The sequence below is a fragment of the Tenacibaculum profundi genome (assembly GCF_052050075.1).
In the GTDB taxonomy this organism is placed as follows: domain Bacteria; phylum Bacteroidota; class Bacteroidia; order Flavobacteriales; family Flavobacteriaceae; genus Polaribacter.
Genome location: NZ_CP197225.1, coordinates 2,277,194 through 2,301,451 on the forward strand (window position 1 = coordinate 2,277,194; position 24,258 = coordinate 2,301,451).

General features: G+C 29.1%; 17 protein-coding genes. 7 read left to right on the top strand and 10 right to left on the bottom strand.

Annotated elements, in window-relative coordinates; genetic code table 11:
- Positions 1-32 precede the first annotated feature (32 nt).
- Both ACSIGE_RS09290 and ACSIGE_RS09295 read left to right on the top strand, forming a co-directional pair.
- Positions 33-710 carry a head GIN domain-containing protein gene (locus ACSIGE_RS09290; RefSeq protein ID WP_440879596.1) on the top strand — a complete coding sequence of 226 codons (678 nt, stop codon included), beginning with the start codon at positions 33-35 and terminating at the stop codon, positions 708-710.
- Positions 711-741: 31 nt separating this feature from the next.
- Complete coding sequence (locus ACSIGE_RS09295) at positions 742-924, top strand: twin-arginine translocase TatA/TatE family subunit (RefSeq protein WP_440879597.1); 183 nt, start codon at positions 742-744, stop codon at positions 922-924.
- Between the two features lie 67 nt (positions 925-991).
- Here the strand turns inward: ACSIGE_RS09295 and ACSIGE_RS09300 are convergent, their stop codons facing one another.
- A complete protein-coding gene (locus ACSIGE_RS09300) occupies positions 992-1,918 on the bottom strand; it encodes an SPFH domain-containing protein (RefSeq protein WP_440879598.1) in 927 nt (308 codons plus the stop codon).
- A gap of 115 nt (positions 1,919-2,033) precedes the next feature.
- Here ACSIGE_RS09300 and ACSIGE_RS09305 point away from each other — a divergent pair, with 115 nt between their 5' ends.
- Positions 2,034-2,429: a DoxX family protein gene (locus tag ACSIGE_RS09305; protein WP_440879599.1), complete on the top strand. Its 396-nt coding sequence runs from the start codon at positions 2,034-2,036 to the stop codon at positions 2,427-2,429.
- A gap of 140 nt (positions 2,430-2,569) precedes the next feature.
- Here ACSIGE_RS09305 and ACSIGE_RS09310 read toward each other — a convergent pair whose 3' ends face one another.
- The 4 genes from ACSIGE_RS09310 to ACSIGE_RS09325 all read right to left on the bottom strand — a co-directional run bounded on the left by ACSIGE_RS09310 (position 2,570) and on the right by ACSIGE_RS09325 (position 9,333).
- Positions 2,570-3,430, bottom strand: a complete 861-nt coding sequence (locus tag ACSIGE_RS09310) for a class I SAM-dependent methyltransferase (RefSeq protein WP_440879600.1) — start codon at positions 3,428-3,430, stop codon at positions 2,570-2,572.
- Between the two features lie 204 nt (positions 3,431-3,634).
- On the bottom strand, positions 3,635-5,512 hold the full coding sequence (gene mnmG, locus ACSIGE_RS09315; RefSeq protein WP_440879601.1) for a tRNA uridine-5-carboxymethylaminomethyl(34) synthesis enzyme MnmG: 1,878 nt from the start codon (positions 5,510-5,512) through the stop codon (positions 3,635-3,637).
- 31 nt (positions 5,513-5,543) lie between these two features.
- Positions 5,544-5,960: an rRNA maturation RNase YbeY gene (gene ybeY / locus ACSIGE_RS09320; RefSeq protein ID WP_440879602.1), complete on the bottom strand. Its 417-nt coding sequence runs from the start codon at positions 5,958-5,960 to the stop codon at positions 5,544-5,546.
- Positions 5,961-6,003: 43 nt separating this feature from the next.
- Positions 6,004-9,333, bottom strand: coding sequence for a DUF4175 family protein (locus ACSIGE_RS09325; RefSeq protein ID WP_440879603.1), 3,330 nt, complete (start codon positions 9,331-9,333; stop codon positions 6,004-6,006).
- Between the two features lie 395 nt (positions 9,334-9,728).
- Here ACSIGE_RS09325 and ACSIGE_RS09330 point away from each other — a divergent pair, with 395 nt between their 5' ends.
- Together ACSIGE_RS09330 and gltX are read left to right on the top strand one after the other, a co-directional pair.
- The gene (locus ACSIGE_RS09330) at positions 9,729-10,556 is read left to right on the top strand and encodes a transporter (RefSeq protein ID WP_440879604.1); all 828 of its coding nucleotides are present in this window, start codon (positions 9,729-9,731) and stop codon (positions 10,554-10,556) included.
- Positions 10,557-10,816: 260 nt separating this feature from the next.
- Positions 10,817-12,331: a glutamate--tRNA ligase gene (gene gltX, locus ACSIGE_RS09335; RefSeq protein ID WP_440879605.1), complete on the top strand. Its 1,515-nt coding sequence runs from the start codon at positions 10,817-10,819 to the stop codon at positions 12,329-12,331.
- Positions 12,332-12,376: 45 nt separating this feature from the next.
- Here gltX and ACSIGE_RS09340 read toward each other — a convergent pair whose 3' ends face one another.
- Together ACSIGE_RS09340 and ACSIGE_RS09345 are read right to left on the bottom strand one after the other, a co-directional pair.
- On the bottom strand, positions 12,377-12,964 hold the full coding sequence (locus tag ACSIGE_RS09340) for a hypothetical protein (protein ID WP_440879606.1): 588 nt from the start codon (positions 12,962-12,964) through the stop codon (positions 12,377-12,379).
- Positions 12,965-13,016: 52 nt separating this feature from the next.
- Positions 13,017-13,454: a TerB family tellurite resistance protein gene (locus ACSIGE_RS09345; protein WP_440879607.1), complete on the bottom strand. Its 438-nt coding sequence runs from the start codon at positions 13,452-13,454 to the stop codon at positions 13,017-13,019.
- A 1,014-nt stretch (positions 13,455-14,468) separates the two neighbouring features.
- On the opposite strand from ACSIGE_RS09345, the gene mfd reads away from it, so the two are divergent.
- Together mfd and ACSIGE_RS09355 are read left to right on the top strand one after the other, a co-directional pair.
- Positions 14,469-17,813 carry a transcription-repair coupling factor gene (gene mfd, locus ACSIGE_RS09350; protein ID WP_440879608.1) on the top strand — a complete coding sequence of 1,115 codons (3,345 nt, stop codon included), beginning with the start codon at positions 14,469-14,471 and terminating at the stop codon, positions 17,811-17,813.
- 12 nt (positions 17,814-17,825) lie between these two features.
- Positions 17,826-19,160: a TlpA family protein disulfide reductase gene (locus tag ACSIGE_RS09355; RefSeq protein ID WP_440879609.1), complete on the top strand. Its 1,335-nt coding sequence runs from the start codon at positions 17,826-17,828 to the stop codon at positions 19,158-19,160.
- Between the two features lie 144 nt (positions 19,161-19,304).
- Here the strand turns inward: ACSIGE_RS09355 and ACSIGE_RS09360 are convergent, their stop codons facing one another.
- From ACSIGE_RS09360 to ACSIGE_RS09370, 3 genes are all read right to left on the bottom strand, one after another.
- Complete coding sequence (locus ACSIGE_RS09360; protein WP_440879610.1) at positions 19,305-20,906, bottom strand: alanine/glycine:cation symporter family protein; 1,602 nt, start codon at positions 20,904-20,906, stop codon at positions 19,305-19,307.
- Between the two features lie 122 nt (positions 20,907-21,028).
- On the bottom strand, positions 21,029-22,120 hold the full coding sequence (locus tag ACSIGE_RS09365; protein ID WP_440879611.1) for a hypothetical protein: 1,092 nt from the start codon (positions 22,118-22,120) through the stop codon (positions 21,029-21,031).
- Between the two features lie 355 nt (positions 22,121-22,475).
- The gene (locus tag ACSIGE_RS09370; RefSeq protein ID WP_440879612.1) at positions 22,476-24,239 is read right to left on the bottom strand and encodes a DEAD/DEAH box helicase; all 1,764 of its coding nucleotides are present in this window, start codon (positions 24,237-24,239) and stop codon (positions 22,476-22,478) included.
- Positions 24,240-24,258: the final 19 nt, after the last annotated feature.

Sequence of the window (24,258 nt, forward strand, 5' to 3'; positions counted from 1 at the left end):
AGTAATTGAAGAGTTGTTAAAATATAAATAAAATGAAAAGAAATATTTTTTTTAGCATGTTTTTTGTTAGTTTTTTTATTTGTGCTCAAAATAAAATAACAAAAGATTTAGGGTCTTTTAAAGTATTAAAAGTCTATAACGGTATAACTATTGACCTAATCAGGTCGAATAAAAATGAAGCTATTGTATCAGGTATTAAGTCTGACAAAGTGAGATTTAAGTTAGATAATGATAAATTAAAAATTTCGTTATCATTTCCTGAAACAACGGCGGATGGTAAAGCTAAAGTAGTTCTGCACTACGCTAATGATATAGAGATTATTGATGCGAATGAAGGTGCTGTGATGACGGCAAAGAGTTTAGAACAGCAATCTGTTCAGATAAAGGCTCAAGAAGGTGCATTTATTAATATGGTTATTAATGTTAAACATTTGAAGGTAAAAAGTACTTCAGGTTCTGTAATTAAACTTTCAGGTTCTAGTAAAAACCAATCAGTAAATGTAGATTTAGGTGCTAATTATCATGGATACAATTTAAAGGTAGCAGCAATGAACATTATTAGAGCTGGCTCAGGAGCTAAAGCAGAAGTTAATTCAGGTGAAACACTTGATGCTAAGGTATCTTTTGGTGGCTCAATTTTTTATAAAGGGAAGCCCGAGGTTTTGAAAGAGAAAAAAGTAATTGGAGGGGTAATAGAACACAGAAGTTAATTTTGTATCTTTGTAAAAAAATTATTTTAAAATGAATGCATTTAATATTTTTTTAGGACTTGTAGGACCATGGCAAATTGCTATTATCGTTGCACTTGTTTTATTAATGTTTGGTGGTAGGAAAATACCTGAGCTTATGAGGGGATTGGGAACAGGCATTAAAGAGTTTAAAGATGCAACAAAATCGGATTCAGACGAAGATACTAAATCATAAATTATAAACAAAAAGCGAATCATTTGATTCGCTTTTTGTTTATTGTTCAAGTTGTATTCATTATTATTTAATCATTTTTTTTTCTATTCTTAGCGTTTTTCATTGCCTCACCTATTTGATTACTTGCAGTAAAACTAGCTACCATATTATTTAACATATCACTTCCGGCTTGTGGTGAGTTTGGTAGTAGAATTAAGTTACTATTTGTATCGGCTCCTATAGCTTGTAAAGTGTCATAATGTTGTGTTACTACTATTAAAGCGGAAGCTTCTTGACTATTTATTCCTACCTTGTTTAAAACTTCAACAGATTCTTCCAAACCTCTTGCTATTTCTCTTCTTTGATCAGCAATACCTTGCCCTTGTAATCTTTTACTTTCTGCTTCAGCTTTTGCCTTTTCTACTATTAAAATACGTTGTGCGTCTCCTTCGTATTGTGCCGCAACTTTTTCTCTTTCAGAAGCATTAATTCTATTCATTGCTTCTTTTACCTGTGCGTCTGGATCAATATCTGTAACTAGAGTTTTTATAATATCATAGCCATACTCCATCATGGCATTGTTTAATTCTGATTTAACAGCAATAGCTATATCATCTTTATTGACAAAAACATCGTCTAATCTCATTTTAGGTACTTCTGCACGAACAACATCAAATACATAAGAAGTAATTTGATCATGAGGGTAATCTAGTTTATAAAAGGCCTCGTAAACTTTTTCTTTAATAACTTTATATTGAACAGATACTTTTAATTTAACAAAAACATCGTCTAAGGTTTTAGTTTCAACTATAACATCCAATTGTTGAATTTTTAAACTAAGCTTTCCTGAAATTTTATCAACTAAAGGAATTTTAAGTTGTAATCCTGAGTGACGAATGCTTTGAAACTTACCAAAACGTTCAACAATTGCGGCAGTTTGTTGTTTAATAACAAAGAAAGACGATAATAATAGAATTATTACTATAAATAGTATAGGAACTGAAAAAAATGACATAACAAAAGATATTATAATTAGTTTGTTAAAGATACATTTTCTTTTGTTTCATTAAGTAATTTTTATTTAGGAGGTTTGTTCATTATGATAAAGTTATATTTGCAAAAAACAACATATGGAACTTATTAAATCTAATCTAACACAAATTTTAATTTTATTGTTTTTGGTAGCAACTTTTTTGCAATCAGGTGTTGATAAAGTAACTGACTGGTCTGGAAATTTATCATTTATTAAAGATCATTTTAAAAATTCACCATTGAAAAATATGGTTTCTATTTTATTATCTATTATTCTTGTTATGGAAATAACAGCTGGTGCTTTTATGTTTATAGGTATTTTTAATTTGGTTACTACAGGGTCTAAAGATTTAGCTCTATTAGGTGTACAATTATCATCATTAACTTTAGTATTTTTACTTATTGGTCAAAGATTAGCAAAAGATTATGCTGGAGCAATGACCTTAGCTGTTTATTTTATTATTACAGTATTAGGTATGTATTTGTTAAAATAAATTTTATTTATACTTATTATTTTATAATATGTTATCTTTATTTAAAAAAACTGTTTAAATTAGTTTTAAGCAGTTTTTTTTGTTTTTCATATACATCTATGATAGTTTGTATAATATATCCTTAAATCAATTAAAAATGATTATTCTTCTTTTTCAATGATATATATTAAAGATGAATAGTTGTTTTTACCAATGGCTTTGATATTAGATTTCAGTCCTATGTAAAAAGCTTTAATGTAATTTATTTTTCCGGATTTATATTTTTCACTTAGAAGCGACACATAAAAAGAATCGAAAAGCATTGGACGAATTTTGATAATTTTTAATCCGTGAAATTTAAAGATTTTATTCATCGAAATTTTTGAAAAATGCCATACGTGTCTTGGTACATCATAGGCTGCCCAGTATTGTTTGTAGTATGATGCATCATAACTTTCAAAATTAGGAACGGCTACGATAAGTTTACCATTTTTTGAAAGCGATTTTTTTAACTTATCAATATATAAATGTAATTCAGTAATGTGCTCTAGAGCATGCCAAAGCGTTATTATATTGTATTTTTTATCAGGTATTTCTTCTAAAGAGTCTTTCAATTGTATTTCTTTTTTTAAAGCAATTAGTCTTGCTTTTTCTGAAGGTTCCATTCCTTCTGATTCCCAGTTATGCTCGCTACAATATTTTATAAATTCACCTGTACCTGCACCAACATCTAAAATGGTTTTATTTTTGAAACCAAAACTATTTATAAGATTTAGTTTTTTTCGTAACGAGTATTTTTTTACTAACTGGTAAACTTTATCTACCAATGATTTCCTACTATCTGTATGAGAAATATAGTTAGTACTTTCATAATAATTATGTAAATCTTTTGGTAAAGGAGAGGTGACTAGCATGTTTAATTGTTCATTATACATTACTTCATAGCTTTCTTTCGATACTGTATAATCAATACAGTTTAGATATGGTTTTAAATTTTTGTAAAGATCTTTGCCTTTTCTCAATGTTAAGAATTATTAGTTAATGTATAGAGAACAATATTACGTAATTTTCACAAACGTTTCACATGGAACATTTGTGAAAATTACGTAATATTTATTATTTTTTAAAATAAAACCAACTAATAAAATTTAATTTTATTAGTTGGTTTCCAATAAATGATTTTCTTTTTAAAGAAAATTTTTATTTATCGTATAGATATTAATATATTATCGGCCCATATATACTAAAAGAACAGATATATCACTTGGTGATACACCACTTATTCTACTTGCTTGTGAAATAGAAGTAGGCTGTATTTTGTTTAATTTTTCTCTTGCTTCATAAGAAAGTGATTTAACTTTACTGTAATCAAATGATGAAGGAATAGGAACATTTTCTAGTCTATTAAGTTTATCCGCATTATTTTTTTCTTTTTGAATATAACCAGAGTATTTTAAATGAATTTCTACTTGTTCAATAATTTCATCATCAATTGAGTTTTCTCTTATAAAAGAATTTAATTTTTCTATGTTTTTAAAATCATTAAATACTAGTTGTGGTCTTGTAGCAATTTTATATAATTTCATTGATTGATTTATGCACGCTAAATTTTTAGCTTCTAAAATTGGATTTATTTCTTCTTTCGAAACACTTAATTCTTTTATAAATTGTAGTAACTTTTCTGTTTTTAGTTCTTTTTCTTTTACCCTATTAAGTCTTTCTTGTGAGGCTAAACCTAAGTTAAAAGATTTATTCGTTAACCTTAAATCTGCATTATCTTGTCTTAATAGAGTCCTGTATTCCGCTCTAGATGTAAACATTCTATATGGCTCTTCAGTTCCTTTTGTAATTAAGTCGTCAATTAAAACACCTATATAAGCCTCACTTCTTTTTAATATAAAAGGTTTCTTGTTCTTGGTTTTTAATGCTGCATTAATCCCTGCCATAAGCCCTTGTGCAGCTGCTTCTTCATATCCAGTTGTTCCGTTAATTTGTCCAGCAAAAAATAGATTTTCTATTTTCTTGGTTTCTAAATTATGTTTTAATTGTGTTGGTGGAAAATAATCGTATTCGATAGCATAACCATATCTAAAGAATTTTACATTTTTAAATCCTGGTATTGCTCTTATAGCTTTATCTTGTATGTCTTCTGGTAATGAAGTGGAAAAACCATTTACGTAAATTTCTACAGTATTCCAGCCTTCTGGTTCTACAAATATTTGATGTCTTTCTTTCTCCGAAAAACGATTAATTTTATCTTCAACTGAAGGACAGTAACGAGGTCCCGTTGATTTAATTCTGCCGTTAAACATTGGTGAACGATCAAATCCTTCTTTTAATATTTCATGTACTTCCGGATTTGTATATGTTAGATAGCATGATCTTTGTTTTTTTAGAGAAGTTGTAATTGGAAGGTATGAGAATTTTTCTGGTATTTCATCGCCAGGTTGTTCTGTCATTTTCGAATAATCTAAAGATCTACCATCTACTCTAGGTGGTGTGCCAGTTTTCATTCTTCCTGATTCAAATCCAATTTTTATTAAATCTTCTGTAATTCCAGTTGATGCCCCCTCTCCTGCTCTACCACCACCAAATGTTTTTTCACCAATATGGATTAATCCATTTAAGAATGTTCCTGCTGTTACAATTACAGTTTTTGCCTTTATTTGTAAACCCAATGCTGTTTTAACACCTATAACTTTATTGTTTTCAAATAATAAACCATTAACTGAATCTTGATAGAAATCCAGATTTTTCGTCTGTTCTAGCATAGTTCTCCAGCATTCTGCAAACTGCATTCTATCAGATTGAGCTCTGGGGCTCCACATGGCGGGCCCTTTCGATTTATTAAGCATTTTAAATTGAATAGCTGTTTTATCTGTTACTATCCCACTGTATCCACCTAATGCATCGATTTCTCTCACAATTTGTCCTTTTGCGATTCCTCCCATGGCAGGATTACAACTCATTTGTGCTATATTTTGCAAATTCATTGTAATTAATAATGTCTTAGCTCCCATATTGGCACTACCGGCTGCCGCTTCACTACCTGCATGTCCTCCTCCTACTACTATAACGTCGTATATGGTATTATATAAACTCATTTTATAAATTTAAGTTCCACGTGGAACTAGGTTATATTTTACTTAAAATTTTTAAACATTTATTTTCTTTTTCTCTCATGTTTTTTTTTTCTATATCAGATTTGTCTTTATATCCTAGATAATGCAATATGCCATGTATAATTACGCGATGAAGTTCATTATCAAAATTAACATTATAAAGACTAGCATTTTCTCTAACACGTTCAATTGATATAAATATATCTCCACTGATTTTTCTACCTAAAGAGTAATCAAAGCTTATGATATCGGTTAATGTATCGTGTTGAAGAAATTCTACATTGATTTTATGTAAATAAGCATCATCACAAAAAATATAATTGATCTCACCGAGAGAGCCAGCTTCGTCTTGAATACATTTTTGTATCCAAGAACTAGTGCTTTTTTCATTCGTTAATTTAAAGTCTATTTCGTAATTAAATTCTATCATTTGATTTGTTGAAAATATTTTTATCTAAAATTTTTATTTATAATTAATTTTTAGATGTCTTCTCTTTTTTTGTAGTTGTAAAGTATTGTTTAACTTTCTGTTTATAATTTTGATGCAAAGGTAACGAATGTCTATTTAATATTTCTGTTTGATTGTTATACTGCTTTTTGAAAATAAGTTCTTTTTCAATGTTATTAATGTACTCCCTTATATTGGTATTTGATTCACGTTCTTGTTTTTTACCTTGATCAAAAGATGCTTTATTTAACTTTAATAATTCATATTTTAGATTCTGCATTCTTTTAATATTCTCTTTATTAAAGCCATTTTCTAAAATTTTATTTTCTAACTCTTCCATTTTTTGAATTGCTTTTTTTGAATTACCTGTACCTTCTTTCCCCTTACCTATAGCATCTTCTAGTTGCTGTCTTAATCTAGATTGTTCTTTGAATATTTCATATAATTCACCGCTCATTTCTTCTCCGTTTTTACCATTTTTTCCTTGCGCTCCATTTTGATCTTCACCTTCACCTGGTTGCTTACCTTTTCCTTCTTTAGGGTTTCCTTTTTCTCCTTTTTTAATAGCATTTTTCATTTTTTCCATTAGTTCACTCTGCTTTTGAATAATATCAGGCAAACTAAAAGAATCTCCTTTGCCTTTTTTTCCTTTACCCTGTCCCATTCCCTGCTGTGGGTTTTGCATTGAATCAAGTGTGTCGCTTAACATATCAGCAAGTGTATTTGCTGAAGTCATTACGTATTGTTGATTTGAGATACCATTCGTTATTCTGTTTTCTGTAAGATTATCTAATGATTGATCAATATTGTAATGAGCATTTGCTAATTCTTCTTGAATTTTAGTACTTATACTAGGTACTCGCATTGATAAAGTAAATAAGCTGTCGTCAATATGTTCAAAGTAAGTTTTTAATTGATTTTGTTTTTTAATATTTTTCCCAAAACTTGGATGCGCTGTATTCGTATTTGTAAACTCATTCATTAATTCCTCTTGGCCAAATGAGAATGTTACCAAATTTTCAAGTATTTGTCTTAAACTCTCCATGTTTTCTTCTTCCATTTCAGCGCTCATCGATTGCATTGAATTGGTCATCATATCCTTCATTTCTTTCATTTTTTGAGCAGCTTTTTTTTGATTTTGCTTTGCTTGCGAACTTTTTTGTTGATTCATATTGTTTAATGATTCTTTCATTTCTTGTTCAGCTTGTTTTTCCATTTCTTCCATTGACGGAATGTCCATTGGTTCTTTTAAATCTTTATTTTCTTTTTCAAGTTCGTCTATATTCTTTTTTAAATTTTTAAAGTCCTCGTTTAACTCTTCTTGTTTTTTAATATCATTTTCTTTTTTAGATAAATCCTCCTGCTTTTCCGATAGTTGATCAAGTTTTTCTTTAATTTGATTCATTTTCTGCTCAACATAATAACGTTTGGTCATTTCAAGGATCCTTTCTAAACTCCTTTCTTTTTGTTTATTCTGCTCGGCTAGCTCTTTTGTTTTCTTTATAAGATCTTCTTTTTTTAACTTATCAGCTAATTCTTTTAGTTCATTAAGCAGCTTTTGTTGTTTGTTTATTTTTTTTAATTCCTCTATTCTTTCTTTTAAATTTTCTTTTTTTTCTTTTAATGAGGGAGTATTTTCTTTTTTCTCTTCCAAATTTTGTTTTATTTTTTCCGCCTGACGCTCCATTATTTGTTTATATTGTTGTTGGCGTTTTATTAAGTCTTTGATGTTTTTTTGATCACTCCAGCTAATATTTTTTTTATTTTGAAGTTCTAACTGTATTTTGTCTACTTCTTTTTTAGTTTCTTTTTGTTTTTTTAATGAATTTTCTAATTTATTTATATGGTTTTTTTGTTCTTGTAAAAGCTCCTCTTTTATTTCATGTGCAGATTTTTGACGATAATAAAATTTCCTGCTAATTGTATATTTACTACCATTTACACCATCATTATCATATACTTTAAAATAGATTTCATAATTTACATCATTCTTTAAATTTAAATTGTTAGGAAATTCATAGAAGAAACTCTGAATAGTTTCTCTATTAGTTTTAATGATTTGAATATTTACATCTTCTTTATTTTTTTGATCACTATAAATTACTTCTAGTTTTGATATTCCATGATCATCAGAAATTTGACCTAAAAATTGGGCATTACCTCTGGTAATACTATCAATATTCGTTTTTATTTCAATATCAGGAAAATCATCTTTTATAACATTAATTTTAAATTGCAGTTCCTCATAATTTTTTAGGTCTTTATTAGAGGTTGATAAAGTATAGTCAAGTGTTTCTAAAACTTGCTTTTCTAGTGTGAATATGTTTTTTGAATCTTGAATAAATTCTTTATTTATTTTCTGCGAATTAAATTTAAGCGTATCTGTATCAGATGTTTTAATCTTCCAGGTTATAAATGTTCCTTGTGGAACAATTAAATTTGATGCGTTCTGAATAGTTTCATTTTTTTTGTCTAAATATGCTGGATATATAAGTTTTAGAGTAATGTTTTGTATTGAAGGAGTATTTATAGTTTTAAGTAAATATGCTCTTGATTTAACATTATTCGCTTTTATGAAAAAAGAGAAAGAGTTTTGAACATTATTGAAAGTATATGAAAAAAGACCGTTACCGTCATGTTGCATGTAGTATTGTTGACCATTAAAATGAACTTTAGCTTCTTGAGGAATAAACTCACCTTTTGTCTCAAAATATATTGTAATTGATTTTCCTTTTATAACAGAGAAATTAGATGTTGTTGGAAAAAAATAAAAAGGGCTCGGAGGAGTATATGCTTTTCTGGGGTTCATAACGCGCTCAAAACTTTGATTGAGTTTTGAATTAATCCCAGTTAAAAGAGTGAAAAGCCAAATGAAAATAGGAATTAATGTATATTTTAGATATTTAAAGTTAGATTTAAAATTAACAGCGTTTGAAAACGGTATTGGATGAATTTCTTCAGATTTTTGAGAAATACTTGCTAAAAGTAATTCGGACTGTTCTGTATGACTTTTTAATTGTAGAATATTAATCAATTTATCATTAACTTCAGGAAAATGTTTTCCTATTATTTTTGAAGCTTCTTCGGAAGAAATACCTTTTTTTAAACCAACAATTTTGAATAAGGGGAAAAGAATAAATCGCATTAATAAAATAACTTCAACTGTTATGAATAACCAGAAAAGTAATGTTCTCAAACTTGTATCTAACCATAAAAAAAATTCAATGAATAAGGTTATGAATAGGTAAATTACCCCAAGAGAAATAAATAATAAAGTTCCTTTTATAAGTTCATTGGTGTAGTATTTTTTACTAAACTGGTTTAATTTTAGCTCAATTTTTTTAAAATTTTCCATCTGTTTTCTTGATTTATTTTATTTACTCTTTCAGTTTTTAATAAATTGAATAATTAATTCTTATATAATTAAGGCTTTGAAACATCTATGTGCCGTATGATTTTTTTGTAAAATCACTATTTCCTTAAAGAATATAAAATTTAACATTCCTTTACTAGTTATTTTGTTTTTTAAACAACCTTTAGTTTACTACTATTTTTTGTTTGCTTTAAAATGTTTTTTAGGTAAGTAAAGTGTTAAGAATGTCATTATAATATAACTTATAAAAATACTACATTTACATTTAATTAATATAAAAAAAAGTGTAAGGGAATATTACTTGCTTCTACTATAGTATAATGTTAGTAAATTATTAACTAACTCAATTAATAAGTATTATAATTAAAATCAAACATATGAAAAACATAAAAATCATTCTAGCACTGGCCTTTACAGGCACATTATTTGCTCAAAGTCCTTGGACAAAAAATAAAAATGAAGCCTATTTACAAATAACTTTTTCTTCAATTTCAAATTATAAAGAATTATTTGGAAATCCAGATTATAGCACTGACAGAGAGATTACGGACAATACATTACAACTGTACGCAGAATATGGTATGTCAGATAAAACGTCTCTTTTCGCTAACATACCTTTTAAAATGGTAAAATCAGGAAACTCTACTCTTAATACTGCAATAACCTCTGAAGGATCAGAATCATCTTTTGGGAATATACAATTAGGGGTAAAACATAATTTTTACAATAAAAAATGGTTGATCTCTGGGCAAATAGGTATTGAGGCAAATACGGGTACGTATAATACTACAACAGGTCTTCGTACTGGATACGATGCATGGACAATTACACCCTTAGTACTTGTTGGAAGAGGGTTTAATAGTTGGTATATTCAAGCATTTACTGGAGTAGATATTAGAACAAATGATTACAGTAGTGCTTATAAACTAGGTGGAGAACTTGGTTACAAGGCTGTTGATTGGTTATGGGTTGCTGGATTTTTGGATGGTGTTGCTTCTTTTCAAAATGGAGAAACTGTGATTCCAATTAGTAATGTTTTAACAGGATTGTATGTAAATAACCAGAGCTATGCTGCTTTCGGATTAAAACTGATTGGAGAAATTAATGATAATTTTGGAGCAAATGCCGGAATTGGAGGCGCGTTTGGTGGAAGAAATGTTGCTAGAAAGCCTGCTTTTAGTTTTGGTATATATTACAAAATTTAGATTAAAAATAGATGGATATTTTATTTAAAAGACCACCATTTGGAGGTCTTTTTTGATTTTATATCTGGAATCAATTTTGTCTTGTATTTTTTGAATTTCAGAATATCTAGTTTTTAATTATTACTATGTTCCTAAAAGTTTTTTAAATTTCACTTCGATAGTAAAAATATGCAATGAGTTTATAAGATAAAGTTATCTTTGCGTTGCCTTAGGAATGAACCAGTTTCATACAAACAGATTATTAAAAGAATTTAATTAAAATGACTGACAACGTAAGAGTACGATTTGCTCCAAGTCCAACAGGACCCCTTCATATGGGAGGAGTAAGAACTGCATTATTCAACTATTTATTTGCTAAAAAGCATAATGGAACTTTTGTGTTAAGAATTGAAGATACCGATCAAACACGCTATGTAGCCAATGCAGAAAAGTATATTATAGACTCATTGGAATGGTGTAATATTCCATTTGATGAAGGACCTGGTAAAAATGAAAAATATGGGCCTTATCGTCAGTCAGAACGTAAAGATTTATATAAACAATATGCTGATCAACTTATAAAAAATAATTGGGCATACTATGCCTTTGATACTAATGAAGAGTTAGATGCGTATAGAAAAAATAATGAAGAAAATGGTAAAACCTTTATTTATAACTGGCATAACCGTGAAAAACTTCAAAATTCATTAGCATTATCTAAAGACGAGGTACAGAAAAAAATCAATGCTGGAGAAAAATTTGTAATTCGTTTTAAAACTCCTCAAGATGAAATTTTAGTTATGGAGGATGAAATACGTGGAACAATTTCGGTGAATACAAGCACTTTAGATGACAAAGTGTTGTATAAATCTGATGGAATGCCTACTTATCATCTCGCTAATATTGTAGACGATCATCTCATGCAAATTTCACATGTAATTCGTGGTGAAGAGTGGTTGCCTTCTCTCCCACTTCATACATTACTTTATAAAGCTTTTGATTGGAAGTCACCAAAATTTGCACATTTGCCTCTTATTTTAAAGCCAGTTGGTAAAGGGAAATTAAGTAAAAGAGATGGTGATAAATTAGGGTTTCCTGTTTTTCCATTAAAATATGTAAATGAAGAAAAAGGTGATATATCAAGAGGATACAAAGAAGATGGGTATTTTTCGGATGCTTTTATTAATATGTTGGCTTTTTTAGGGTGGAACCCTGGTACAGAAAGGGAATTATTTTCTTTAACTGAATTAATTGAAGTTTTTGATTTACAAAGAGTTAGTAAATCTGGAGCCAAATTTAATCCAGATAAAACGAAATGGTTTAACCAACAGTATATGCAACTAAAATCAAATACTGAATTGTCAGATGCATTTGAACTAATACTGGCCGAAAAAGGATTAAAATTTGAACACAGTTATACAGAAAAAGTAATTTCTTTAGTTAAAGAAAGAGCTATTTTTGTCTCTGATTTTTGGGATTTAGCTAGTTTCTTTTATGAAACTCCTTCGGATTACGATACAAAGGCAGTTAAAAAGCAATGGAAAGAATCTACACCAGATCTTATGAAAGAATTGATTATTGTAATAGAGTCAATAATTGATTTTAATTCAGAGAATATTGAAGAAATAGTTAAAAAATGGATTTCTGAAAGAGAAATAGGTTTCGGTAAAGTTATGCAACCCTTACGTCTAAGTCTAGTGGGAGCTTTAAAAGGACCTCATTTATTTGATATCATGGAAATGATTGGAAAAAAGGCTACAATAGAAAGAATTCAAAATGCAATTAATAATTTATAATATAAAAAAAGCGGCTAATTTATAAGCCGCTTTTTATGTTTTTTGCTAGAAACAGAATCCACCTTTTGTAGTGGTTACTTGATTACCTTTATTAAAAATATTTCTCCAATCTAATTTGAAAATAAGGCTCATTGTTCCTTGTACATGAGAACGCATACTTTCATAACCCTCAAAAGAATGCTTATAATAAATTTGTGGGCTTACTCCTATTCGTTTTGATATCCAAAAAACTCCTCCTACTCCTAAGTTTAATGTAGGTGTCATTTTTCGTTCAGAATCTACTACACTTCCACCAACAAAAATATAAGGTGCAAAATTTTTTAAAATAGCATCTAAATTATAACGAAAAGATCCATCCATTGAAAAGTAAGAAACAGAATTTTTAATAATACCTATATCGTCAATAGTATTGAAGGATAGGGCTGCATCAATAGAAAAATGTTTACCGATTGGAGCTGTTAAATTAAAACGAGGAACTTGAAAAATAGTTGCATCTCCAATAAAACCAGCATCTTTTGAACTAAATTTAGTGATACCAGCACCAAAACCAACTTGCCAAGTATCATTTAAATTTTGACCTAAAATGGATCCGGTAATTAAAAATAAAGCAACTACAATGAAGAGTTTTTTCATGAATTAAGGATATATTATATAGTATAACTTATAAAATGTAAAAATAGTATAATTATAAATTCTGATTTACTTTTTTAATAGCTGAATTAAAAATGGTTAGATCATCATCATTTAGAACCAAATGAATAGCTTCATCACATATTTTTTCAATATTTTGTAAAGGAAAATTTAAAGCGACGGCAATTTTATTAAGAATACCTACTTCTTTTTTATCAATTTTTTCATCTGCAAAAATCATTTTTGTTAGCGTATACAATCGTGCAATTCGTTCTTCATACTCAATAGGAGGATTTACTGGGTACTTTTCAGGGTTTTTTAATATCTTTTGATATTCTTCATCACTTATGTTTAATTTTTTAGCAGCTCTATCAAGTAATTTTTGTTCTTCTTTAGTAATTACATTGTCTACTATTGCAATTTTTATGATACTTGCAAAATGACCAATTTCTTGTAAATGTTTTCCTTTTGAATATAAATCTGATATTGACATAATAAACGTTTTTTTATGACACAAAGTTAGCGAAAAAAGTTACTGTCAATTTCTTCTAATTTAAAAACAAAAACCGTCTAAAAAATTCTTTTAGACGGCTTTATAAAGGGAATCGGGGAACTTAACCAAGTATGCTATAGATTTTACAGTATTTTGAAAAAAATGAAATTATTGTTTGGTGTTTAAGTAGTTTTTAAAGATATATTTGATATGTAATTCAAAGTAGATTTATTTCTTAATTTTACTTTTATAATATTGAAAGACATTTTATTACATGGTGTAAATTCATTCTCAGCATTGCTCAAAGCTCTTATTTGTAAATATGGATTATTTTTAAATAAAAAATAATATCAAAAAGTAATAAGTATTTTTCCTTAGTTTTTTATTCAATCTATCAGTTATATTTTGAGACTGCAACATAAATAACTTTTTAAATTATTAGTTTTTTATAAGTACTACAAAACCACGACAAAAACATCATATAATTACTACAGAATAGTATAATTTTTTTCTATTTATTTAGATATCAATTTTTTAATTATTTCAATTCAATTTTCAGATGTAATTTTTTAGAAATTAAAAGTAGATCTCCAAATATTTCGAAAGTCTAATGATTACTACATAGTGGTTATTATTGTTACAAATGAAAAAAAATAATCTCACAATATTTTTATTGTATTTTTTGTGAATTAAAGTATTTTTTTTTCTTATTGAAATGTTTTTTTTTATAAATATTCCTAATTTTTAAAGCTGTATTTAAAAAGCTTTTTAAGCTATTTTTTTAGATAGTAATGTTCTTGTATTTATTTAGATAAAACCTAGTTTCTAATAGCTTTAAAAAAGGTTTTGATAAAAATGGACTAAATTTTCTTTACGCTTAGTAGTTTTTTGATTTATTTTAAAATGGTCTATGATACAGTTATTAGAAATGTTTCGTAATTAATAAAAAAATACATCAAGCAGTCTAAACATTTTATTAAATGCATTCTCTTATCTTTGTGAAAAAATTTTTCGTTGAGCAAGCAAACCATTGTAAATCATTACCAGCAATCAGGTAAAGTAACACAGATTGTAGGTCAGCTTCAACAAGGCCCACACCATTTTCAATTAACGAATTTGGTAGGATCTTCGTTGTCTTTTGTTATTTCTGAAACTTTTAAAAAAGCAAATAAGCCTTATCTACTAATAATGAATGATAAGGAAGAGGCAGCTTACTATTTGAACGATTTAGAACAGCTTTTGGGTGAGAAAAATGTTTTATTCTATCCAGGTTCGTATCGTAGACCCTATCAAATAGAAGAAACAGATAATGCTAACGTTCTATTACGTTCAGAAGTTTTAAATAGAATTAATTCTCAAAAAAAACCAGCTATAATCGTTACCTACCCTACTGCTCTATTTGAAAAGGTAGTCACTAAAAAAGAGTTAGAAAAAAATACGCTTAAGTTAGGTGTTGGAGAGCAAGTATCACTCGATTTTGTAAATGAGGTCTTATTTGAGTATAATTTTAATCGAGTAGATTTTGTAACAGAGCCAGGAGAATTTTCAGTAAGAGGAGGAATTATCGACGTGTTTTCTTTTTCAAACGATGAACCCTATCGTGTTGAGTTTTTTGGTGAAGAAATTGATAGTATCCGAAGTTTTGATGTAGAAACACAACTGTCAAAAGAAAAGTTAACTAAAGTAAGTATTATGCCAAATGTTGAAAACAAGGCATTAAAAGAAACAAGAGAAAGCTTTTTAAAATATATTTCTTCAAAAACTGTAATATTTTCTAGAAATACAGAGATATTAACTGCAAACCTTGATAAATTTTATAAAAAAGCAGAAAAAGCTTTTACTGAATTATCTAAAGAGGTTCAACATGCCAAACCCACTACCCTATTTTGTAATGGTCATGAAATTAAAGATCAATTACAAGATTTTACAGTAGCACACATAAGTTTTCGTTCAGAATTAAAAGAAGAAAATCCTAAAAAAGATGTGCTATTTCGCATAAAACCACAACCTTCTTTTAATAAGCAGTTCAATTTATTAATTGATAACTTAAACGATAATCATAAGGAAGGATTTACCAATTATATTTTTTGTGCAAATGATAAGCAAGCACAACGATTTAAAGATATTTTTGATGATGCTGATCAAGAAGTTCATTATGAAACGCTGGTATTTCCTTTATATCAAGGGTTTATTGACATCGATAAAAAAATAGCATGTTATACTGATCACCAGATTTTTGAAAGATATCATAAATTTCGCTTAAAAAACGGATATGCCAAAAAACAATCCATCACACTACAAGAATTAACTAAACTTGAAGTTGGCGATTATGTAACTCATATTGACCATGGTGTCGGAAAATTTGGAGGCCTACAAAAAATTGACGTAGAAGGTAAAAAACAGGAAGCTATTAAGTTAATCTACGGAGACCGTGATATTTTGTATGTTAGTATACATTCTTTACATAAAATATCAAAATTTAATGGTAGAGATGGGAAAGCACCTAAAATTTATAAACTAGGATCTAATGCTTGGAAAAAAGTCAAGCAAAAAACAAAAAATCGTGTTAAAGAAATTGCGTTTAATTTAATACAATTATATGCTAAAAGAAAATTACAAAAAGGGCATGCTTTTGGTCCAGATACAAATATGCAACATGAATTGGAAGCAAGTTTTCTTTTTGAAGATACACCCGACCAATTCACGGCTACGCAAGATGTAAAAATTGATATGGAAAAAGAACAACCAATGGATCGTTTGGTTTGTGGAGATGTTGGATTTGGAAAAACAGAAGTAGCTGTAAGAGCAGCATTTAAAGCAGTAGACAACGGAAAACAAGTTGCTATTTTAGTACCTACTACTGTATTGGCTTTTCAACATTTTAAAACTTTTTCAAAGCGATTAAAAGATTTTCCAGTTGTAATTGATTATCTTAACCGTTTTAGAACAACTAAACAACGCAAAAATGTTTTAGAAGGAGTTTCTAGTGGGCATGTAGATATTGTAATTGGGACGCATCAGTTAACTAATAAAAGTATAAATTTTAAAGATTTAGGATTGCTAATTATTGATGAGGAGCAAAAGTTTGGTGTAGCAGCGAAAGATAAGCTAAAAACGATAAAAGAAAACGTAGATACCCTTACTTTAACAGCAACTCCAATTCCTAGAACATTGCAGTTTAGTTTAATGGCAGCCCGTGATTTATCAGTTATTAAAACCCCCCCACCCAACCGACACCCTATTGAAACCAATGTGATGCGTTTTAGCGAAGAAACGATTCGTGATGCTATTTCATACGAAATAGCTCGTGGTGGACAAGTATTTTTTATTCATAATCGAATAGAAAACATTAAAGAAGTTGCAGGTTTATTGCAACGTTTAGTGCCTGATGCTAAAATTGGTATCGGTCACGGTCAAATGGAAGGAAAAAAATTAGAAGAACTAATGTTGGCTTTTATGAATAATGAGTTTGATGTATTGGTATCAACAACGATTATTGAGAGTGGTCTTGATGTACCAAATGCCAACACTATTTTTATTAATAATGCCAATAATTTTGGCTTGTCAGATTTGCATCAAATGCGTGGACGTGTAGGACGTTCTAATAAAAAGGCCTTTTGTTATTTTATTACGCCTCCCTATCATCATATGACTGACGATGCGCGAAAAAGGATTCAGGCACTTGAATTATTCTCTGATTTAGGAAGTGGGCTTAATATTGCGATGAAAGACTTAGAAATTAGAGGTGCTGGAGATCTGTTAGGTGGAGAACAAAGCGGTTTTATCAATGATATAGGTTTTGATGCCTATCAGAAAATTTTGCAAGAAGCTATTGAAGAATTAAAAGAAAATGAGTTCAAAGAGTTATATGAAACAGTGGAAAAAGGAGAGAAAGAATATGTAAAAGAGGTACAAATTGATACTGATTTTGAAATTTTATTTCCGGATGATTATGTAAATTCGGTAAGTGAACGATTGGTACTTTACAACAAACTTTCAGAAGTTACGAACGAAGAAGAATTGCAAGTTTTTGAAAGTGAAATTATTGATCGTTTTGGAGAATATCCAACGCAAGTATCTGATTTATTCGATAGTGTTCGTATCAAATGGTTGGCAAAATCCTTGGGGCTGGAAAGAATTATATTGAAACAAAAAAGAATGATAGGGTATTTTGTATCGAACCAGCAAAGTGATTTTTATCAAACATCTGCTTTTACAAGGGTATTAAAATATGTTCAGGAGCATTCGAAAAGTTCGGTAATGAAAGAAAAAGAAACAAAAAACGGATTACGCTTATTAATAACTTTTATTAGAATTGATACGGTTAATAAGGCGTTAAATACATTAAAAAAAATATAAATTAATTTACATATGAAAAAAGTACTTTTTTTAATCATTGTTATGATGAGCTCTTCACTAGTAAGTCAGCAATTAATAGGAAAAGTGCAACACTTTTCTAGTACATCAGAGCTTTCCATTGTTGAAATATCAGAACGGGTTATTAAAGAAATAAAGCTTGATAATGAAGGAACATTTTCTACTGAAAATTTAAAGTTATCTGAAGGCTATTACTTATTTAGAAGTGGCAATGAATCCATTACCATTTACTTAAAACAAAACGATGTACTTGTCATTAATTTTGATGCAGGTGAATTGGTAAATACAGTCGCTTTTTCAGGAGAGGGAACGAAAAGAAATACCTATCTAATTTCCAAAAGACGTTACAGTGATAAACTTAAAGAAAAAACAGACATATTTTATGGTGTTGATGTAGTACAGTATAAGAAGAATGTTATGAGTTTGCATAAAAGGTACAAAGAATTATTGACCAAAGAAAAGTTAGACAAGGACTTTGTAGACCATGAAATAACTAATTTAAAGTATGATTATTTATTGGATTTATTTAACTATAAAAATTCACAAAAGGTATATTTTGGTAAGGAAATTAAGATGCCAAGTGAATTTTTAGCACTTTTTGAAAAGACAAATTTAGATAATGAAAAATTGTACACAATATTTCCAGCGTATAAAAATTTAGCATCCTTAAAATGGAAGTTAGATATAGAAAACAACGAAGGTTTTGTAAAAATGGATCAAGTTTTTTCAAAAGTAAAAACCAAACCCTTAAGTTTGGAGTTACTTTTTAGCTTTTATTACGCTATTACAGAAAAACCTGAAAAAGCAGAAGACTATTATGCACTGTTTCGGAAATACGTAACGAGTCCTAATTTTATAAGACGCGCTAAAAGTCAACTAAATAGTGTAAAAGCTACTGCAAAAGGAAAAAAATCACCGAGTTTTAATTACAAGAATACAGAAGGACAGCAAGTTACTTTAGCTAATTTTATAGGAAAGTATGTTTTTATTGATATTTGGGCTACGTGGTGTATGCCTTGCCTTCAGCAAATTCCTTATATAGAGTCCTTAGAAAAGAAGTTTAAAGAGAAAAAGATCGTTTTTGTGAGTATTTCTGTAGACGATGAAGATAAAATAGACTTTTGGAAAGAAACAGTAAAAACTAAAGCTATGAAAGGTGTACAGCTTTTTGCAGACAAGTCATTTGATTCTGATTTTATAAGAAGTTATGGAGTAGCATCCCTTCCAAGGTTTATTTTAATAGATCCTTTAGGAAATATTGTAAATAGCAATATGTATAAACCGTCAGATACTAAAACAGCTAAAATCCTTACCGATTTATTACAATAAGGATAGTAAGATTTAAAAATGATGATATTATTGGATATTTATTATTTTTTAAAATAGAAAATCTGAAAAAGCACTGACAAATGTGGTTGCGTACACAAAATATCAGCGCTATAATAAAAACAGGAAGACTCTTTTAAAATTGAATTATATTTTTGATTTTAATATTTGAATATCATATAAATAACGTTTAATTTCTTTTCTTACTTTTGGAAATAATAGCAATAGGCCAATCATATTAGGAAAAACAAGTGCAAGAATCATTGCATCAGAAAATTTAATTACAGCATCAAGCGTTACGGCTGCTCCTAAAACAGTAAACATTAAGAATATAATTTTAAATACTAGGTCACTCCACTTACCTCTGCCAAATAAATATTTCCAAGACTGTAATCCGTAGTAAGACCATGATAAAATGGTAGAAAAAGCAAATGAAGCTACGGCAATTACAAGCACATAAGAAGAACCTGGAATAGCACTATCAAAAGCCAAAGAAGTTAAGTTTACACCACCAAGCCTAGAACCATCAGCCATAAGTGCTCTTCCATTCACTACATCACCATAAACAAAAGCCCCGTCCATATTAAACATTACAATAATAAGGGCTGTCATGGTACAAACGATAACCGTATCGATAAAAGGTTCTAACATGGCTACAAGGCCTTCTGAAGCGGGATATTTAGTATTTACAGCAGAATGTGCAATGGCTGCAGAGCCAGTTCCTGCCTCATTAGAAAAAGCTCCCCTACGGAATCCTTGTATGAGAACTCCAATAAATCCTCCTGCAATGGTTGCTTTTGGTGTAAAAGCTTCAGTAATTATTATATGAACAGCATCGTCTACAAAGCTAAAATTTGATAGAATTATAAAAAATCCTGAAAGTACATATAATGCCGCCATTAAAGGAACTATTTTTTCGGTGACTGAAGCAATTCTTTTAATACCTCCAATGATAACAATACCAACAAAAACAGCAAAAATTAAGCCTATAATACTACCTGAAGCGGCTCCTTCAATGCCAAATCTTGAAATAATCTGTGCTGCAGCTTGATTTGTTTGAAATGCATTTCCTCCTCCGAAAGATGCACCAATACACAAAACAGCAAAAATAATAGCCAAAGCTCTACCTAGCTTTCCAAGACCTCGCTCTTCTAACCCCTTTGATAAATAGTACATAGGTCCCCCATATACATTTCCTTCACCATCAATATCTCTATATTTTACACCTAAAGTACATTCTACAAACTTAGAAGACATACCTAGTAATCCTGCAATAATCATCCAGAATGTAGCACCAGGGCCACCAATAGATATAGCAACGGCTACCATGGCAATGTTGCCTAATCCAACAGTACCCGAAACGGCGGTAGCTAGAGCTTGGAAGTGATTTACTTCACCAGAATGTTCATTAGTTGCTTTTTCATGTGTTTCATTGTCTTTTTGTGTACTAAATTTTTCTATATCGTCATATTTTCCTCTTACTACTTGGATTGCTGTAGAAAAATGTCGTATATTAATGAAACCAAAATAAAGAGTGAAAAATAAAGCGCCCGAAACTAATATTATTAAAATAATAGGAAGCTCTAGTCCGAAGAAATTAATGGATGCTAAAATGAGGTTTTCCCACCAGGTAGCAAATGGCATAAAGGCATCGTTAAGTTGTTTGTCTATCTCATGAGGTTGTGCCTTAGTAATGATAGGAATTAAAAAAAAAAAGATGGCTAGTAAGCGTTGTAGTCTTTCAGACATAATTAAAGTTTTATGATTTGCGACCGCAATTTTTAAAATAGATTTTTTTCTAAAACTAATTATCAGAAATAATACATAAATGTCAGTAAAAAATCTACTGACAAAAAAAATAACACATTGTTTTACAGTGAAATATTTTCTTTTGGGATTTTTAAACGAATTTTTCTATCTCTTTTTTCCGACATTTCAAAAAGTGTTGTTTTTAGTGGGTTTAGATGGTGTTCTGTACTCCAGTTACCCTTTCCAAAAATACCATCTAGTAAGCAGACAAGTAATCTTTTTACCTCATTATAATCTTTAATATCGAAGGTTTTTGTGGCTATAGAAAAGTTTTTTGGTTTAATTTCTAACCATTCCATACCGGATAATTTGCGTTTTGCGAACTTTATAAAAAGTTCAAATAAGGCAGGTGTTAATTTGACTCTGCGTTTTTCTGAACCTGGAAATCCATTTAAAACAACAAGATTTTCTACTTTTCCAGAGGCAAGTTTGGTTTTTTGAAATTTGACGTATAAATGATGAGAGTTAGGAATAATGTTTTCAGAAAGTTCTTTAACCCAACTTAAAGCCAAAGCAAAGAAAATCATAATTAAGGAAGTCTTAAAAATGGCTGAAAATAAAGTTAAATTAATAGCATTTCCAGAGAGTTTGTAAATCTGAGCTATCCAAGCAACCAAAACACAAGTTAATGATAAAAAAGCAAGTGATTTTAAACGTCTTTTTAAGAACGACTCCCATAAAACATAACCTAAAAAGCCAAGTGTAAAGAAAGCATAGTATACATCTAGCTCGTTAATCACAGTAATTACATTACCAGAAATCATTCGATTTAGTGTGGGAAGCAATGAAAAAAGAAATGGAATTCCCACAATATATATCCATTGCTTTGATTTAATGATATGTTTAATAGTACTTGGTAAATACCTAAACCAAGGAAGGGATAATAAGATAAACAAACTGTTAAGTAACGACCAAACACTTCTCCATCCATTGATAATATATTCGATTTTAGTATCACTTTCTATAAAATAAATTTCAGATGCACCTGAGATACTCCAGCATAAAACAGAGAGCGCTAACCATATTTGTCCAAAATCATTTTGTTTTTTTCCAATATGCCACCAAATCGCTATTAAAGCGATAAAAGCAAATAAACACACTGAGAGTTGCCACCAACCATAAAAATAAATTATTTCATGACTGATTTGTTTCATATTCATTAATTTAGAGATCATATACTAAATATATTTGGGGCTCGTTAGTACCCTTGTTTTTAAATTAGTTACTGTATTTTCCCCTCGTGTGTAAAATTTAAGAAACTTAAAGAAACCTTTTTTTTGCATTACGATATTGAATGTTTACTGAGTTTTAAACTCATTTACTACATAGAAGTATTTGACTAGAACTACTTACTTTTTGGTTTTAAAAATACGCTAAATTACAATACTGCACCGTTATTTAACGATGTCAGCTCAGTATTTATGGGCTTTCTTTATATTGATTGTACCAAAATCATCATTTTGGGTTTGATTCACAAACTCTTATGGAATGTCATTGATTAACTTAGTACTAACTAAAAGCATTAATTTTTTCTTTTATAAATCTTTTTGTTTCCTCTTTGTGATAAGTCCATGAGAGGTAAGAAATGGGAATAATTTGTATTCCGACACGATATAAAATACGATAACGTTCAATATCAAAGGCGGTAACAAAATTACCTGGATAGCCAATTAAATCAATACCCAGGTATTTATTATTTTTTTCTACCAGTATATCAATATTTAGTCCTGCAATAGCGTATCCAATATGAATTGTTGTTTGAAACTGTATTAAAAAAGCTTTAATTTCTTTACTAAATGTATCTTCTAAAAGTTCATTTTGCGACTTAGGTAGTTTTTTTTGTTCGAAACAACTTAGATACTGTTTTAATAGTGATTTTTCGGAAAGAGTCTTTGTATCTAAAGAGTAAAATACATGTTGTTCGTTCCTAGCTCGTGTAATTGCTACATTGAAAACATCTTTTTTATTGAGATAGTTGAGACTCGCAAAATGTGAATGTGAGTTTACCGCCATAGAAAGTAGCATTATATCGCGCTCCTCTCCTTGAAAATGATATGGAGTTCCAATTTTTATACTATGTTTTTTGATAATATTTAAATCAAATTCTATTTTAATGGCTTGGGTTAAGGCATTTATTTGTTGTCGAAATGGTGATAATACACCAATGCTAGTAGCAAAGTTTTTATTTAGTGAATGCTCTTTTTTTACTATTGTTTGAATCTGTTTAATTAGTTGAGATATTTCTTCTGAATTAACACCTTTTTTATCTTGTAATCCATTGGTTTTGTGTAAGAAAACACTTTTTTTATTTCGGTTTTCTGGTTTATGTGTCATTATTCTTAATGTACTTCCATAAAAAAAGTCATTACTAAATTGAATAATTTCTGGCAATGATCTATAATGTTCATTTAATAAAACAATTTGATCTCCTTTTGCTGCGTGTTCAATGGTAAAATCTAACAAACTTTTTTTCCTGAAGTTAAATCGAATTGGGTCTGTAATTTGATGTTGTTTTTGAAATACGTTCATCTGTTTCTCTGATAAAAAACTAAGATGACGCAATTGATTGGTATCTCCAGCGACTATTATTTTTTTTGCTCTTTGAAATATAGGTAAACATGAGGCAATATCGCATTGTGTAGCTTCATCAACAATAGCTACATCAAATACATCTTTTTGCATTGGAAGGCAACTGGCAATTTCATCAATTTTAACTAACCAAACAGGTAAAAAATGCGTTAATGTTTCGACATCTAATTTTTGAAGATTTTTATTAATTAAGGACTTATCTTCTATTTGAATTATGTTTTTTAAAGTAATAAGTTTCTGAAGTTCTGTATTTGAATAAAAAACAATGTTACTGATTAATTTTTTGAGCAAGGCTTCTTCTGCCCTTTTTTCAAATAAAGTGAGTTCTTTAAAATAATTTTCAATGATTTCCCATTCTATCTTTTCAAAAACACGAATAAAATTAATATCAACTTTAGAGAGCGTTTTTTTATAAAAACTTTCAGAAAATAAATTTTCAACACGTTCAATTTCTTTGGTAACCTTCTCTTCAAAATCTATTTCTAATGCTTTTACTTTATTGAATTGAATTTCTCTTTTTATATCAGCTTCGTAAGCTTCTTCTTTATGATTGTAACGGTAATATGTACCTTTAATAATTTTGTTTAATTTGGCTAGTAGTTTCCTTTTGTAGTAGTTCCCTCCTACTTTTATTGTAAAATTATTAATTTTAGAATGCATTAATTTATTTGAAATAACATCCAATGCTTGACTAGTTTTAGTT

Coding starts and splice junctions, on each gene's coding strand:
- ACSIGE_RS09360 (WP_440879610.1), bottom strand. CDS start 20,906: ATGTCTGAAAGACTACAACGCTTACTAGCCATCTTTTTTTTTTTAATT.
- ACSIGE_RS09355 (WP_440879609.1), top strand. CDS start 17,826: ATGAAAAAAGTACTTTTTTTAATCATTGTTATGATGAGCTCTTCACTA.
- ACSIGE_RS09330 (WP_440879604.1), top strand. CDS start 9,729: ATGAAAAACATAAAAATCATTCTAGCACTGGCCTTTACAGGCACATTA.
- gltX (WP_440879605.1), top strand. CDS start 10,817: ATGACTGACAACGTAAGAGTACGATTTGCTCCAAGTCCAACAGGACCC.
- mnmG (WP_440879601.1), bottom strand. CDS start 5,512: ATGAGTTTATATAATACCATATACGACGTTATAGTAGTAGGAGGAGGA.
- ACSIGE_RS09290 (WP_440879596.1), top strand. CDS start 33: ATGAAAAGAAATATTTTTTTTAGCATGTTTTTTGTTAGTTTTTTTATT.
- ACSIGE_RS09340 (WP_440879606.1), bottom strand. CDS start 12,964: ATGAAAAAACTCTTCATTGTAGTTGCTTTATTTTTAATTACCGGATCC.
- ybeY (WP_440879602.1), bottom strand. CDS start 5,960: ATGATAGAATTTAATTACGAAATAGACTTTAAATTAACGAATGAAAAA.
- ACSIGE_RS09295 (WP_440879597.1), top strand. CDS start 742: ATGAATGCATTTAATATTTTTTTAGGACTTGTAGGACCATGGCAAATT.
- ACSIGE_RS09345 (WP_440879607.1), bottom strand. CDS start 13,454: ATGTCAATATCAGATTTATATTCAAAAGGAAAACATTTACAAGAAATT.
- ACSIGE_RS09365 (WP_440879611.1), bottom strand. CDS start 22,120: ATGAAACAAATCAGTCATGAAATAATTTATTTTTATGGTTGGTGGCAA.
- ACSIGE_RS09325 (WP_440879603.1), bottom strand. CDS start 9,333: ATGGAAAATTTTAAAAAAATTGAGCTAAAATTAAACCAGTTTAGTAAA.
- ACSIGE_RS09300 (WP_440879598.1), bottom strand. CDS start 1,918: ATGTCATTTTTTTCAGTTCCTATACTATTTATAGTAATAATTCTATTA.
- ACSIGE_RS09305 (WP_440879599.1), top strand. CDS start 2,034: ATGGAACTTATTAAATCTAATCTAACACAAATTTTAATTTTATTGTTT.